Source organism: Pseudomonas sp. FG29, assembly GCF_057809355.1.
Genome location: NZ_JBMDJU010000026.1, coordinates 1 through 13,437, shown reverse-complemented (window position 1 = coordinate 13,437; position 13,437 = coordinate 1). Strand labels below are relative to the sequence as shown.

The 13,437-nt window shown below is 65.0% G+C and carries 14 protein-coding genes and 1 pseudogene; 10 read left to right on the top strand and 5 right to left on the bottom strand.

Going from position 1 to position 13,437, the window contains the following annotated elements; all coding sequences use genetic code 11:
- Positions 1–189: 189 nt before the first annotated feature.
- Positions 190–1,500, bottom strand: a complete 1,311-nt coding sequence (locus tag ACODS1_RS20405; protein ID WP_322979306.1) for a CitMHS family transporter — start codon at positions 1,498–1,500, stop codon at positions 190–192.
- Positions 1,501–1,757: 257 nt separating this feature from the next.
- Between ACODS1_RS20405 and ACODS1_RS20400 the strand changes: the two genes are divergently transcribed.
- On the top strand, positions 1,758–2,519 hold the full coding sequence (locus ACODS1_RS20400) for a carbon-nitrogen hydrolase family protein (protein ID WP_489087099.1): 762 nt from the start codon (positions 1,758–1,760) through the stop codon (positions 2,517–2,519).
- Here ACODS1_RS20400 and ACODS1_RS20395 read toward each other — a convergent pair whose 3' ends face one another.
- Entirely contained in the window at positions 2,520–3,050 is a 531-nt protein-coding gene (locus ACODS1_RS20395) for a DUF3087 domain-containing protein (protein WP_489087098.1), read from the bottom strand. It abuts the gene before it with no gap.
- 109 nt (positions 3,051–3,159) lie between these two features.
- Positions 3,160–3,987, bottom strand: coding sequence for an AraC family transcriptional regulator (locus tag ACODS1_RS20390; protein ID WP_489087097.1), 828 nt, complete (start codon positions 3,985–3,987; stop codon positions 3,160–3,162).
- Between the two features lie 122 nt (positions 3,988–4,109).
- On the opposite strand from ACODS1_RS20390, the gene ACODS1_RS20385 reads away from it, so the two are divergent.
- The 4 genes and pseudogenes from ACODS1_RS20385 to ACODS1_RS20370 all read left to right on the top strand — a co-directional run bounded on the left by ACODS1_RS20385 (position 4,110) and on the right by ACODS1_RS20370 (position 6,807).
- Positions 4,110–4,628, top strand: a complete 519-nt coding sequence (locus ACODS1_RS20385) for a carboxymuconolactone decarboxylase family protein (protein ID WP_489087096.1) — start codon at positions 4,110–4,112, stop codon at positions 4,626–4,628.
- A gap of 18 nt (positions 4,629–4,646) precedes the next feature.
- The gene (gene grxC, locus ACODS1_RS20380) at positions 4,647–4,901 is read left to right on the top strand and encodes a glutaredoxin 3 (protein WP_322979319.1); all 255 of its coding nucleotides are present in this window, start codon (positions 4,647–4,649) and stop codon (positions 4,899–4,901) included.
- A gap of 235 nt (positions 4,902–5,136) precedes the next feature.
- Positions 5,137–5,949 (top strand): annotated as a pseudogene (locus tag ACODS1_RS20375) (MCP four helix bundle domain-containing protein); the annotation flags it as partial.
- An 18-nt stretch (positions 5,950–5,967) separates the two neighbouring features.
- On the top strand, positions 5,968–6,807 hold the full coding sequence (locus tag ACODS1_RS20370; protein WP_489087133.1) for a methyl-accepting chemotaxis protein: 840 nt from the start codon (positions 5,968–5,970) through the stop codon (positions 6,805–6,807).
- A gap of 3 nt (positions 6,808–6,810) precedes the next feature.
- On the opposite strand, the gene ACODS1_RS20365 is transcribed toward ACODS1_RS20370, so the two are convergent.
- A complete protein-coding gene (locus tag ACODS1_RS20365; RefSeq protein ID WP_489087095.1) occupies positions 6,811–8,259 on the bottom strand; it encodes an alpha/beta hydrolase in 1,449 nt (482 codons plus the stop codon).
- A 297-nt stretch (positions 8,260–8,556) separates the two neighbouring features.
- Between ACODS1_RS20365 and ACODS1_RS20360 the strand changes: the two genes are divergently transcribed.
- The 4 genes from ACODS1_RS20360 to arsH are packed head-to-tail and all read left to right on the top strand — an operon-like array spanning position 8,557 to position 11,391.
- Complete coding sequence (locus ACODS1_RS20360) at positions 8,557–8,913, top strand: metalloregulator ArsR/SmtB family transcription factor (protein WP_489087094.1); 357 nt, start codon at positions 8,557–8,559, stop codon at positions 8,911–8,913.
- Positions 8,914–8,922: 9 nt separating this feature from the next.
- Positions 8,923–10,206 (top strand): arsenic transporter, encoded by a 1,284-nt coding sequence (locus ACODS1_RS20355; protein ID WP_489087093.1) that lies wholly within the window; start codon positions 8,923–8,925, stop codon positions 10,204–10,206.
- 14 nt (positions 10,207–10,220) lie between these two features.
- Positions 10,221–10,691, top strand: a complete 471-nt coding sequence (locus tag ACODS1_RS20350) for an arsenate reductase ArsC (RefSeq protein WP_489087092.1) — start codon at positions 10,221–10,223, stop codon at positions 10,689–10,691.
- Positions 10,692–10,701: 10 nt separating this feature from the next.
- Positions 10,702–11,391, top strand: a complete 690-nt coding sequence (arsH, locus tag ACODS1_RS20345) for an arsenical resistance protein ArsH (RefSeq protein WP_489087091.1) — start codon at positions 10,702–10,704, stop codon at positions 11,389–11,391.
- A gap of 12 nt (positions 11,392–11,403) precedes the next feature.
- Here the strand turns inward: arsH and ACODS1_RS20340 are convergent, their stop codons facing one another.
- Entirely contained in the window at positions 11,404–12,657 is a 1,254-nt protein-coding gene (locus tag ACODS1_RS20340) for an oxygenase MpaB family protein (protein WP_489087090.1), read from the bottom strand.
- A gap of 88 nt (positions 12,658–12,745) precedes the next feature.
- On the opposite strand from ACODS1_RS20340, the gene ACODS1_RS20335 reads away from it, so the two are divergent.
- Entirely contained in the window at positions 12,746–13,387 is a 642-nt protein-coding gene (locus ACODS1_RS20335) for a TetR/AcrR family transcriptional regulator (protein WP_489087089.1), read from the top strand.
- The last annotated feature ends 50 nt before the right edge of the window (positions 13,388–13,437 follow it).

Below are 13,437 nucleotides of genomic sequence, written 5' to 3'. Positions count from 1 at the left end.
GCTAGGGTTTGTACGAAAAGTCGTCGAGCGAAGGTCAGGCGATACCGATGGCGGCCCCGCAAAAACGGATGAGGAACGGACTGGGCTCGCACTCGAGTTTACGAGCTGTAAATGAGCATTCGACCGGGCTGGCGTTCCAGCCCGTTTTTAACGAAGCATCACCGAGCGCAGGCACTTTTCTTACAGAGCCTAGAACAGCCCCAGCCCCCAGGCCGCACCAAACAACACCAGCGAGAAGCCCCACATCCACCACAGCGAGTAGCGGATATGGCGGCCCAGATCCAGCCCGGCCAGGCCCAACGCCAGCCACAATGCAGGCGAGAACGGGCTGATGAAGGTGCCGATGATGTTGCCGATGGTCAGCGCATAGACCACGCTGGCCGGCTCCACGCCCTGGCCACTGACCACTTCCAGCGTCACCGGCAGCAGGCCGAAGTAATAGGCATCGGTGCTCAGCATCAGCTCCATCGGCAGGCCGAACAGGCCGAGCACGATATGCATCTGCCCCACCAGCGATGCCGGCAGCACGCCGGCCAGATCCTTGGCGATGGAGGTGAGCATGCCAGTGCCGGTAAAGATGCCGAGCATCGAGCCAGCCGCCAGGATGATCATGCCCATGCTCAGCGCCGCCGGCGCATGCGCCGAAATACGCTGCATCTGCACCTTGCCGCCCGGATAGTTGAGCAGCAGCACCAGGCACAGGCCGATCATGAAGATGTAGCCCGCCGGCAATACGCCCGAGAACAACGACACCAGCACCGCCAGGAACAGCGCAGCGTTGGCCCACAACAGGCGCGGACGCGCCAGCTCACGTTCCTCTGCGCTCAGCTCGTGCAGGTCGCTGCTGGTTTCCACCAGCACACCCTCATCACCCGTCCTGCCCGCAGCGATGCGACGCTGCTCCCGCCAGCCGAGCAGCGCGGCCAAGGCGATCAGCAGCACCACACCGATGCCTTGAATGGTGATCAGCGGTCGCCACAGTTCGGTGACCTCGATACCGGTCACCGCCGACGCCCGGCCCAGCGGCCCGGCCCAAGGCAGCATGTTGAAGATACCGGCGCCGAGGGCCAGCAACAGCAGCATCAGATAGGGGCTCATGCGCAGCTGCTTGTACAGCGGCAACAGCGCGGGAACGGTGAGCAGGAAGGTGGTGGCGCCGGCACCGTCGAGGTGCGCAAGCATGCCAATTATGGCGGTCGCCACGGTCACCGCGATCACGTTGCCGCGCGTCAGCCGTACCATGCCGCCGATCAGCGGGCGGAACAGCCCGGTGTCCTGCAGCACGCCGAAAAAGGTGATGGCAAACACGAACATGGTGGCAATCGCCGTCACCCGGCCAATGCCATCGGTGAAGAAACCGGAAATCGCCTCCGGGCCAAAGCCCGCGGCCAAAGCGCCCAAGAGCGGCACCACGATCAACGGCAGAACAGGCGACATGCGCCCGACGAGCAACAGCACAACCAGGCAGCAGATGGTCAACAGACCGATCAGGGTCAACAAACCGCTTTCTCCTCTTTTTCTTGTGGGGCGCAACGAGCGCGTCCGGAAGCTAAGAGGCGAACCTTTCAAAAACCTTTAAGCGGCGGATATGAGCCATGGCAAATGTCAGGGGATATGTCGACGGCAGATGTGGCCCATGTTCGGCGCAAGACGCAGCGCGAGAAAGCCACGTCAACCCAAGCGATAGCGAGAGTGCTCGAACCTCTGCCAGTGCAATTCATGCTCTACTGTCGCGCCCCCTCGTGACAATCGATGCCATGACCGACCTCGATCTCTGCGCAGCCCAATACTGCTCCGTCGCCGGAGACCTCAATGCCAACATCGATCACCACCTACAGGTCATGCGACTCGCCGCTGAACAGGGCATCACGTTTATGCTGTTCCCCGAGCTGTCGCTGACCGGCTACGAGCCGTCACTGGCACAGGCACTGGTGCAAACGCCGGACGCAGCCAGGCTGCAGCCACTGCGCAAGCTGGCCAAGCAGTTGCGCATGACCACTCAGGTCGGCTTGCCACTACGGGGGGATGCGCGCGATAGCATTCTGATCGGCGCCCTGATTTTCGGCGCCGATGGCACGCAGACGATCTACACCAAGCAGCACCTGCATGCGGGGGAAGAACGCGTATTCAGCCCGGGCGCTGGCGGTGCACCGCTGCTTATCGGTGACGAACGCATCGCCCTGTCGATCTGCGCGGACTTCACCCACGCCAGCCATGCCAGGGCTGCTGCCAAGAGCGGCGCGGGCATTTACGCGACCAGCGTGCTGATCAGCGAAAACGGCTACCCACACGACAGCGAATTGCTGCAAGGCTATGCCGCTGAACTGTCTCTCGGGGTGTTGATGGCCAACCACGGAGGCCCTTCCGGTGGCTGGGCCTGTGCGGGCCGCAGTGCATTCTGGGCGCCCGGCGGACAACTGGTTGTGAGCGCAGCCGGCACGGGCGATTGTCTGGTCATCGCGCGCCGCCGCCAGGGTATCTGGCAAGGTCAGACCATGGTGTTGTCGCTAGGCGACTGATCAAGCCGCTTTGAACGTCTTCACCCGCTCCAACCAATCCGGATCCAGGCGAGCCAGCTCAACGTCCAGCTCCCGCTGCTCCATCGCCTCACGGTGGGCATTGATTTCGCCCACCATCTGGCTCAGCTCGCTGGAGTTGCCGTCGAGCTGGTGCATCTGGGTCACCCCCAGGTGATAGAAGCGCAGCAGCTTCATCGCGCTTTCATCGCCCTGCTCCACGCCCGCCTTGACGTGATGCATGACGTTGGTGATGCGCATCAGGCTGCGCTTGAGGCGCCAGCCATAGACGGCAGGCGCCATGAACGGTCGCGACCAGAGTTGCTGGCGTACCAGGGCGATGCTCAACCCGAGGCCCGCAGCCACACCCAGCAGATTCCACTTGAAGTTGTCGCCACCAGGCGTGCCGAACAGCTGCGTGCTCAGCGTGGCGCAGAGCATGGCCAGCGCCAGGAAGATGACCGCGATCAGTACCGTGCTGCGACGGGTCTGCTGGCGGTAATAGGCCGGATCGATGGCTTGAATCTCGAACATGGAGGCTACTCTCGGAACGGACAGCGGGGGCGCCACCATGCACCATCACGGCACGGCGGTCGAGCCCGAGCACCAGTCCGATTGCCGCAGATCAAGCCTTCCGCCGGGCTCAACCACTCTGCTTCAGCCACTCACTGGGGCTCGCCCCCACCTTGCGGCGAAACGCGCGCGCCAGGGCCGACGGGCTTTCGTAGCCGACCTCATCGGCGATCAACGCCATGGGCCGACCTTCACGCAGGCGCTTCTGCGCCAGGCTGACACGCCAACCCACCAGATAATCGGCCGGCGTAGCGCCCACCACCTGGTGAAAATGCGCAGCAAAACTGGCCCGTGACATGCCCGCCAACGCCGCCAGCTCGGCCACCGACCAGCCATGCTGCGGTTTCTCGTGCAGTTGATTGAGGGCGCGCGCCAGACGCGGTTCGGCCAGACCGGCCATCATCCCCGAGGCCAGCTCGCGGCTGTTCATCAGATGGCGCAACAGCTGGATCACCATCAGCTCGAACAGGCGGTTGAGCACCAGCTCACGCCCGCAATCCTCCCCTGCCGCCTCGGCGAACAGCCAGTCCAGGCAGCCGCTCAGGCTCGGCAACTCGCGCAAGGGTTTGACGATGGCACCCGGCAGTGACCGCGACAGCGGATTGTCGATGCCTCCGTCGAAAGCCAGGGTGGCGCAGACCAGCTCGGCACCATCGGCCTCGCTGGCGGTCATCTCATGCAGACGCGGTCTGGCCACCAGCATCAGGCTCGGTTCTTCCAGGCGCAGCTCGCAGCCATTGCCCTCGCGAAAGCGCATGCGCCCGGCACGCAGCAGGTGAATGTAGCCGTGCGGCTCATGCTCGCCATGGCTGCTGGTGCCGCAAAAACCACCGCGGTGGAAGGTGCTGGCGTGCAGGTTGAAGTGGTGCAGCAGGCTGGACAGGCGATCCATGGTCATTTCGCACTCTTGGACGATCTGTCGCATAACATCGACGATCTGAATCCGAAAAGCCAGATGGATTCCCTAATCTGGCTCCAGGCTTGAACGACAAGCTCCCCACCCAAGACTGGAGAATCACCATGACCCGCATCGCCGCACTGCCCTTCGAACAAACCGCTGCCAGCGCCCAGGCGCAACTGGAAGGCATCCGCAAGGGCCTCGGTTTCATCCCTAACACCTTCGCTACCCTGGCCAATGCCCCGGCCGCGCTGAGCGGCTACCTGGCACTGTCCCAGGCGCTCGGCAAGGGCACGCTGAATGCCAAGGCGCGCGAAGTGATCGCATTGGCCAGCTCGCAGGTCAACGGCTGCGAATACTGCCTGGCCGCACACACCCTGTTCGCCGGCAAGGCCGGTTTGAGCGAGGCGGACATTCGCAGCGCCCGCGATGGCGAGTTCAATGCCGTGGCGCGTCTGACCCGGCAGATCATCGACAGCAGCGGCCGCATCAGCGATGCGCAGTTGCAGGCTGCACGCGAGGCCGGGCTGAGTGACGCCGCCATCGTCGAAGTGGTAGCCAACGTCGCTCTGATGACGCTGACCAACTACCTCAACAACCTGGCTGAAACCGTTGTCGACTTTCCGCCCGTAGCCGTCTGACGAGACAGGAGGTGCACCATGCAAGCCGTCACTCTTTACACAACCGGCCACTGCCCCTACTGCGTAAACGCCAAGGCGCTGCTGTCCCGCAAGGGCGTGGCCTACGAGGAAATCGACGTGGGCAGTTCGCCACAGCGTCTGGCGGAAATGCTACAGCGCAGCAACCGCCGTAGCGTGCCGCAGATCTTCATCGGCGCGCAGCATGTCGGTGGCTTCGATGATCTCGCCGCGCTGGAGCGTGGCGGCAAGCTGGATGCGCTGCTGCAAGCCTGAGCCCGAATGCGCCGCACGCCTTCGCTTGCGGCGTATGGCTTATCGATCATCGCGCCACGCGCCTGGATCATTTGCGCGTTCATGACCGATCCGCTGCACGGGTCACCTGCTCGAGCACCGAACTCGACAAGCCCCAGCCCATGCACCAGATTTAAGCGAAGTCGCCCCTCATGCTCTGGGCCGGTGCTGCCGATATAGCAAAGGCGGCGCCAAACCGGCATGCTGCGCGCCGCTTATGCCCTCGAACCGGAGCCTTTCCATGAGCCTCGATGCCCTGTCCCTGAAGTCCCGCCTGATCATCGCGGTGGCCATCCCCTGCATTGCCCTGTTGCTGGTAGCGCTGACCAGCCTGAGCAGCATGTCCAGCATGCACCGGGATACGGAGGTGCTCTACCTCAATACCGCCGCGCCGATGCGCGCCATGGCTGAAGCCGCCTCGCGCATCCCGCGCATGCGCGTGGGCATCGACATGATGCTGCTGCAGGACACCCCGTTGCGCGACGAGCGCGGCGTCAAATCCCGTGTGCAGGACGCCCGCAACGAAGATATCCCCGGCATGCGCGAAGCGATGCGCCAGGCCGTGGCCGCCCAGGTCAATCCGGAGCGCAAGGCGCAGGCGCAGCAACTGCTCGATCAGTTCGAGACCATGGTCAGCAACGAGCTGAATCCGATGCTCGCCGCCTTCGACGCGGGCGACATGGCCAAGGCGCAACAGATCTATCGCGACCAGTACGCCAAGACCTACGGCGTGATGCGTCAGGGCGCCAACGACCTGCTCGATGCACTGCTCAAGCAAGCCGAGCAACAGAACGAACACAGCAGCAAAAGCTATGAAGAAGGCCTGACCCGCCAGATCGGTATCATCGCCACCGGCCTGCTGGTGTCGATCATCATTTCCTGGCTGATCGTCATCCAGTTGCGCCGCCGCGTCGCCGTGCTGCAGAACAGCCTCGGCCAGGCGGCCGACAACCTGGCACTGGACACCCGCATCGACCTGCCCGGCCAGGACGAACTGGCTGAAATCGCCCGCAGCTTCAACCAGTTCATCGACAAGGTGCACGGCGCCATGCGCCAGCTCGCCGACAACTCGCGCCAGCTATCCGGTATGGCCCGCGACGTGGCCGAGCGCGCGCGTCTGACCCAGAGCAACTGCACGGCGCAGAGCGACCGCACGGTGCAGGTGGCCACTGCGATCAACGAACTGGGCTCGACCGTCAACGAGATCGCCCGTAATGCCGAGAATGCCGCCGATGTGGCACGCGAAGCGACCCAGCATGCCCGTGACGGCGGCGCGGTGGTCAGCCAGGCGCAGCAGCAGGTCGATGCGCTCAACGGTGAGCTGGAGCAGGCCGCCAGGGTCATCGGCGCGCTGGCGGCACAGACCGACGCCATCAGCACCACGCTCAACACCATTCGCAGCATTTCCGAACAGACCAACCTGCTCGCCCTCAACGCCGCCATCGAGGCCGCGCGTGCCGGTGAACAGGGCCGTGGCTTTGCCGTGGTAGCCGATGAGGTGCGCACCCTGGCGAGCCGTTCCGGCGCGTCCACCGAGGAAATCCAGCAGGTCATCGACCGCCTGCAGAACGAATCACGCTCGGCCGTCGAAGCCATGGCCAAGGGGCAGCGGCAGAGCGCGCTGGTGGTGGAGTATGCGAGCAAGGCATCGGTGGCCCTGGAGCAGATCAACAGCCATATCGGCCAGATCAGCGATCAGAACATCCAGGTCGCCACTGCCACCGAGGAACAGTCCAGCGTGGTCGAGGACATCAACCGCAATATCGTCGACATCAACGAGCTGACCGTCGGCACCACCCATATCGCCGATCAGCTCAACCAGGCCAGCAGCGACCTGCAGGCGCTGTCGACCCAACTGGACGGGCTGGTAGGCCGTTTCCGCCTGTAAGGCTCAGCGCAGATCGTCGTCGATACGCTGCAGCAGGTAGTCGTAGAAGGGGTTGGACGTCGCCCGCTGCAGGCTGTCCAGCCCCACCACCAGCACGCCGTGCTCACCGCGCGGCGCCAGCGTACCCAGCGCCACGCCATAGTCCTCGCCCGGTGCAGGATCACTGCCATAGAGCGGATCGCTGGGCGGGAACGGCAAGGCCACGTGCGACAGCGAAAACAGCTGACTCGGGTAGTCCACCCCCAGCGATACGCGCTGCATCTGCTGGCTGCCTGCGGCGATGCGCCTGGCCTCCACCGCACGCCCCTGCTCCGGCGCCACGCCAACCACGGTCAGATCAAAGTCACGTGCGGCCGGTGGCAGCAATTGCTCCAGCAACCCGCTCATATCCGTGCGCAGCAGCGAACTGGCCGCCTGCGAGCGATTGATATCGAACACCACCAACTCGCTGCCGTTGGCCGGCAAGCGTTCGAACAGCTGGTGCACCACCGCTGGCGTGCTCACGGTGTTGTCGGCCAGTGATTGCAGGGCCAGCACCGGCGGCAGTCGTGACAGACGGCCATCGGCCTCGGCGGCGTCGAAGGCACTCTGCACCTCGCGGGTCAGCTCATAGGTCTGCCGCGCCGCGTGCACTGGGAAGGAGTTGTACTTGAACGGGTTGAATTCCGGCAGGATGCTTTTCCAGGCCGACTTGGCGAAGGCTGGCAGCAACGCCGGCATGGCCGCCAGTCCGGCATAGCGGGCAAACCCCGTGACCCCGACCATCGGCGAAATCAGTACCAGCCGTTGTGGCATGGCCAGGCGCTCGTCCTCCAGCGCCGCCAGGCTGTAGCGCAGCGCCAACGCCCCGCCATTGGAATAACCGACCAGATACAAAGGCCCGTCCGGCACCTGGCGCCGCGCTTCGCGTACAGCCAGGCGCGTGGTGGCCAGCCATTGCTCCCAGTGCGCAGCCGTCAGTGCCGCCGGCACCGTGCCATGGCCGGGCATGCGCGGCACCACGGCGAGCAGACCCTGCTCGCTGAGGTGCTGGGCGATATGGCGCAGGCTGTAGGGTGAGTCGGTCAGGCCGTGCAGCAACACCACCACCCCGCGTGCCGGGCCCTGCGGCGGCAGGATGAAGGAGCGGTTCCAGTCACGCGACAGATTGCCGGGGTAGACCGGGCTATCACTGGCGTAACGGCTGTAGCGCGCCGAACCGGAAGCCGTGACCGGCTCGATCAGCTCACGCTGCAGGCGCTCGAACAGGGCCGCCTCGGCAGCCACGTAGGTCTGCCAGTCGCTCGCGTCCAGCTCGTCTGCTTCCAGCTCCTGCGGCACCAGGCGGTGCCAGGGTTCCAGTTCGGGCAACGACGATAGCCCGGCGATACGAATGCCGAGCAAGGCCACCACGATCAACAACAGCACCACCAGCGTCCAGGCCATCACGTTGCGCATGCGCGGTAAACGCATCCAGCGCCTCCCTTGAAAATCTCTGGCCGGGAAAAATCCGTCCCGGCGACCGGCGGGCGCCTCTAAAAACGTAGGCGAGGCAGCCAGCGCAAGGCAAAAACAGGCGAAAAAGCGCAGTTTACGAGTTGTAAATGAGCATTTTGAGCCTGTTTTTAACGCAGCGATGGCAACGCAGGTAGTTTTTAGAGGTGCCCTGACTCGGGGACTGTAGTGCAAAGCCGCCCACAACCACCACCGGGTTGCTCAATACATATGGATTTTCGTATATTCGCAAACCCGCATATAGGGACTTACCCAATGTCCGAGCACCTCTCCCCGCCCGCGCTGTTCAAATCCCTCGCCGACGAAACCCGCGCCCGCGCCGTACTGCTGATCGCCGATCAGGGCGAGCTGTGCGTCTGCGAGCTGGTCTGCGCACTGGGCGACAGCCAGCCGAAGATCTCCCGCCACCTGGCACAACTGCGCAACAGCGGCCTGCTACAGGATCGCCGCCAGGGCCAATGGGTGTATTACCGCCTGGCGTCCGATCTGCCGCAGTGGGTGCGCGACGTGCTGGCCGCCACCCTGGCCGCCAACCGCACCTGGCTGGAACAGGACGCCAGCCGCCTCGCCAATATGGGCGACCGCCCTGCCCGCCTCGCCACCTGCTGCTGAGAACATCGCATGCTGATCGCCGTCGCCATCTTTCTGTTCACCCTGATTCTGGTCATCTGGCAGCCGCGAGGCCTGGGCGTCGGCTGGAGCGCCTCGCTCGGCGCCGTGCTGGCCCTGGCCGCCGGCGTGGTCAGCTTCGCCGACATCCCCACTGTGTGGGACATCGTGTGGAACGCCACGGCGACCTTTATCGCGGTGATCATCATCAGCCTGCTGCTCGATGAAGCCGGCTTCTTCGAGTGGGCGGCGCTGCACGTGGCGCGCTGGGCGAATGGCAGCGGCGCGCGTCTGTTCGCCTTCAGCATCCTGCTTGGCGCGGCGGTGTCGGCGCTGTTCGCCAATGACGGCGCGGCGCTGATCCTCACCCCCATCGTGATTTCCATGCTGCTGGCGCTGCGTTTCTCGCCGGCCTCGACCCTGGCCTTCGTCATGGCTGCCGGCTTCATCGCCGATACCGCCAGCCTGCCGCTGGTGGTGTCGAACCTGGTCAACATCGTCTCGGCCGACTACTTCGGCATCGGCTTCGGCGCCTACGCCGCGGTGATGGTGCCGGTGAACCTGGTCAGCGTCGCCGCCACCCTCCTGGTGCTGTGGCTGTTCTTCCGCCGCGACATTCCGGCGCGCTACGAGGTGGCGGCGCTGCAGGCGCCGAGCCAGGCGATCCGCGACCTCAGCACCTTCAAGGTCGGCTGGGCGGTGCTGCTGGCGCTGCTGGTCGGGCTGTTCGCCCTGGAGCCGCTGGGCATCCCGATCAGCGCGGTGGCGGCGGCCTGCGCCGCGTTGCTGTTCGCGGTCGCCGCGCGTGGCAAGCGCATCGCCACCGGCAAGGTGCTGCGCGAGGCGCCCTGGCAGGTAGTGATCTTCTCCCTCGGCATGTATCTGGTGGTCTACGGCCTGAGCAATGCCGGCCTGACCGCCGAACTGACGCGCCTGCTCGACACCTTCGCCGGCTATGGCATCTGGGGCGCGGCGCTGGGCACCGGCCTGCTCAGCGCGCTGCTGTCGTCCTTGATGAACAACATGCCCAGCGTGCTGATCGGCGCGCTGGCCATCGACGCCAGCCAGGCCAGCGGCGCGGTGCGCGAGGCGATGATCTACGCCAACGTGATCGGCTGCGACCTGGGGCCGAAGATCACCCCCATCGGCAGCCTGGCCACCCTGCTCTGGCTGCATGTACTGGCGCGCAAGGGCATCCGCGTGACCTGGGGTTACTACTTCAAGGTCGGCATCGTGCTCACCCTGCCGGTGCTGCTGCTCACCCTTTCGGCACTGGCCCTGCGCCTGAGCCTCTGACCTGGAGCCATCCGATGAAAGTCCTGTTCATGTGCACGGCCAACAGCTGCCGCAGCATCCTTTCCGAAGCCCTGTTCAACAACCTGGCGCCCAGCGAGCACCAGGCGGTGAGCTCCGGCAGCTTCCCGCGCGGCGAGGTACTGCCGCGTACGCTGGTAACGCTGCGCGACGCCGGCATCGCCACCGAGGGCCTGAGCAGCAAGGGTAACGATGCCTTCGAGGGTTGCCCGCCGGATATCGTCATCACCGTCTGCGACAAGGCGGCTGGCGAAGCCTGCCCGGTGTACTTCGGCCCGGCGCTGAAAGCCCACTGGGGCCTGGAAGATCCGTCCCACGTGGAAGGTGACGAGGCCAGCATCAACGCTGCCTTTCACGCCACCCTGGCGCATATCGAACGGCGCTGCCGCGCCTTCCTCGCCCTGCCGCTGGCGGACATGAGCCGCGACGAGCTGCAGCAGGCGCTCAACCGTATCGGCCAGGAGTGAGGACACCCGCATGAACGACAACCTGCCCAATCTCGATCTCGACCTGCTGCCGGCCCAATCCAGCGACTCGGCCCCGGCACCGCGCATCCTGCTGCTGTACGGCTCCACCCGGCCGCGCTCGTTCAGCCGCCTGCTGGTACAGGAAGCGGCGCGCCTGCTGCAGCACCTGGGCTGCGAGACGCGCATCTTCGATCCGTCCGGCCTGCCCCTGCCGGACGACGCTCCGGTCGAGCATCCCAAGGTGCAGGAGCTGCTGGAACTGATGCAGTGGTCGGAAGGCCAGGTGTGGTGCTCGCCGGAACGCCATGGTGCTCTGTCGGCAGTGTTCAAGGCGCAGATCGACTGGGTGCCGCTGGCCATGGGCGCGGTGCGCCCGACCCAGGGCAAGACCCTGGCGGTGATGCAGGTCTGCGGCGGTTCGCAGTCATTCAACGTGGTCAATCAGTTGCGTGTACTCGGCCGCTGGATGCGCATGTTCACCATCCCCAACCAGTCGTCGGTGCCCAAGGCCTTTCTCGAATTCGGCGATGACGACCGCATGAAGCCGTCGCCCTACTACGACCGTCTGGTCGACGTGATGGAAGAGCTGGTGCGCTTCACCTGGCTGCTGCGCGACCACCCCGAGCTGGTGGATCGCTACTCCGAGCGCAAGGAGTCGGCCGAGGCGCTGTCGCAGCGGGTCAATCAGCGCAGTATCTGAGCAGCGGCTCGCTCAGGTACGTGTTCCAGCGGCGGGCGAGTCGGCCTCACTGACCTGCCCAGCTGAGACCAACCGGGGATGGCTGTCCCCGAACAGCGTCAGCAGGTAGGCCTGCTGCTGCCGGTCGCCACGCTCGCTCAACCACTGCCGACCACCTGGCAGGCAACGCACCAGGCGGTGCAGCAGGTAACGCGGCGGCGCCGTCAGCAGTGGATACCAGGGCAGCACGCCTCTGGGCAGACCCAGCGCGCGGCGCCCCTCGGCGTCGATGAAGGTGCGCGCGATGCTCAGGTGAATTGCCCGATTGAGCCGTCCGCGTAGCCACTGCAGATTCGGATAATGGCGCTGCAGCGGCTCGTCGATCAGCGCCGTGCCAAGCTGATGGCTGCTGGCATCGGCCGGCGCCTGCGCCAGCAGGTTGTGATAGAGCGCTCGGGTGGCGTCGTTCTCATCGATGTGCAGACAGCGCTGATCCACACCCATCAGCCAGGCGATATAACGCCAGAGGTGCAGCACCGCTCCGCGCTCGTCCTTGCTCAACGGCACGCCCAGCAGACGCTGGCCGATCAGGAAGACCACCGAGAACGCCAGGTAGGTGGCATGCATGTCACCCTGGTTGACCGGCAGGCCAAAGTAGCTCGCATCCCACTCCGCCATGCGTGACACCCGCCGGCGCACCAGCGCATGCACCAGCCGCACGTGCAACGTGCCCCGGTAGCCGGCGGCGCCACGCGCCATGCCGCCAGGTCGGGTGCAGTCGACCCACCACTTGCTGGTTTCGGCGATCCGCCGCTGAGTGCCGCTCTCCAGTGCGCCGGTCAGCACCAGCGTGCGGTTGATCGCCGAAGCCTGATAGCCCGCCAGCAACCCCAGGTCACGCAATACGCGCATGCCGGTGAGCCCCGACAGGCAGCAGACCCGCGCGCCCTCGTCGAGCAGCTCGGTATCGAGCCAGGCCGGTGTGGCCTCGACCAGGGCGAAGAAGCGCTGCAGCGGCTGCGGGGCCGCATCGATGGCGGCGATGCCCTGCTCCAGCGCCCGCTGGTAGAGCGGCATGCTCTGCGCCAAACCAGCCTCGCTCATCCAGCCCAGCAGTGCATCCATGGCGACGTCGCCCTGCATCAGTGACTCACCGATGGCCTGCCACTGCGCCGGGCTGGGTTCTGCCGGCCCCTGGATGAAACGCCGAATCGGCGCGGCCACCTTACGGGCGCGCAACAGGTCGGCGCCATGCCGAGCGGGAAGAACCTTGGGCTCTGGGGGCATTTTCATACCTTGGTTGGCTGTGTGCTGAAGAGGTCGCTCTACGCTATTGCGACTAATTGCTCGCAAACAACTCGCGGATGCCCAGCGCATGAGAAAGCAGCCCAAGCAACAACGCGCCAACCAGATGATCGCCCTGCTGCTGGAGGCTACGGCCCAGGAGATTGCCAACCGCGGCCTGGATCGGCTCACCACCAACCACGTGGCGCAACGTGCCGGCGTCAGCATCGGCTCGCTTTATCAGTACTTCGCCAACAAGGAAATGCTCGTCGATGCCCTGCTGATGCAGAAGGCCGAGCTCATGCTCGCCGGCGTGCAACAGCGTCTGGCACCGCTGCTCGGCCAGGACATCGCCACCGTCAGCCGCGCCATCCTGCTCGGCATCTTCGAGCAAGTCGCCGAGGACAAGGCGCAGCGCGAACTGCTGCGCCACTGGCACACCCTCAACGCAGCCCCGGTGTTCCAGACGCTGGAGCGGCAGATGAGCGAATTGTGCAGGCAGTACCTGATGCGCCACATCAACGAATACCGCCTCGATAACCTGCCGACGCTGCTGTTCGTGCTGATCAATGCGGTGCAATACACCACGGCGCGTTACCTGAGCGAGGAACACTCACTGCTTGGTCGGGACGCGGTGATCGAGACGCTGGTGCGGATGGTTGAAGCGCTATGCCAGCAAGGCGCCAGAACGGCGGTAATCGCGGCTGAAGCCGCTCCTACAAGGTTGACGTAGATACTGTTATTTGACGCAAGCGACATGGAGTTCGGGGTCGAACTTTCGCC

Excerpts from the sequence above, each read along its gene's own strand:
- ACODS1_RS20360 (WP_489087094.1), top strand. The coding sequence starts at position 8,557 with ATGTCCGAGCACCTCTCCCCGCCCGCGCTGTTCAAATCCCTCGCCGAC.
- ACODS1_RS20400 (WP_489087099.1), top strand. The coding sequence starts at position 1,758 with ATGACCGACCTCGATCTCTGCGCAGCCCAATACTGCTCCGTCGCCGGA.
- ACODS1_RS20335 (WP_489087089.1), top strand. The coding sequence starts at position 12,746 with ATGAGAAAGCAGCCCAAGCAACAACGCGCCAACCAGATGATCGCCCTG.
- ACODS1_RS20340 (WP_489087090.1), bottom strand. The coding sequence starts at position 12,657 with ATGCCCCCAGAGCCCAAGGTTCTTCCCGCTCGGCATGGCGCCGACCTG.
- ACODS1_RS20395 (WP_489087098.1), bottom strand. The coding sequence starts at position 3,050 with ATGTTCGAGATTCAAGCCATCGATCCGGCCTATTACCGCCAGCAGACC.
- ACODS1_RS20365 (WP_489087095.1), bottom strand. The coding sequence starts at position 8,259 with ATGCGTTTACCGCGCATGCGCAACGTGATGGCCTGGACGCTGGTGGTG.
- ACODS1_RS20390 (WP_489087097.1), bottom strand. The coding sequence starts at position 3,987 with ATGACCATGGATCGCCTGTCCAGCCTGCTGCACCACTTCAACCTGCAC.
- ACODS1_RS20350 (WP_489087092.1), top strand. The coding sequence starts at position 10,221 with ATGAAAGTCCTGTTCATGTGCACGGCCAACAGCTGCCGCAGCATCCTT.
- ACODS1_RS20370 (WP_489087133.1), top strand. The coding sequence starts at position 5,968 with ATGCGCCAGCTCGCCGACAACTCGCGCCAGCTATCCGGTATGGCCCGC.
- grxC (WP_322979319.1), top strand. The coding sequence starts at position 4,647 with ATGCAAGCCGTCACTCTTTACACAACCGGCCACTGCCCCTACTGCGTA.
- ACODS1_RS20385 (WP_489087096.1), top strand. The coding sequence starts at position 4,110 with ATGACCCGCATCGCCGCACTGCCCTTCGAACAAACCGCTGCCAGCGCC.
- arsH (WP_489087091.1), top strand. The coding sequence starts at position 10,702 with ATGAACGACAACCTGCCCAATCTCGATCTCGACCTGCTGCCGGCCCAA.
- ACODS1_RS20355 (WP_489087093.1), top strand. The coding sequence starts at position 8,923 with ATGCTGATCGCCGTCGCCATCTTTCTGTTCACCCTGATTCTGGTCATC.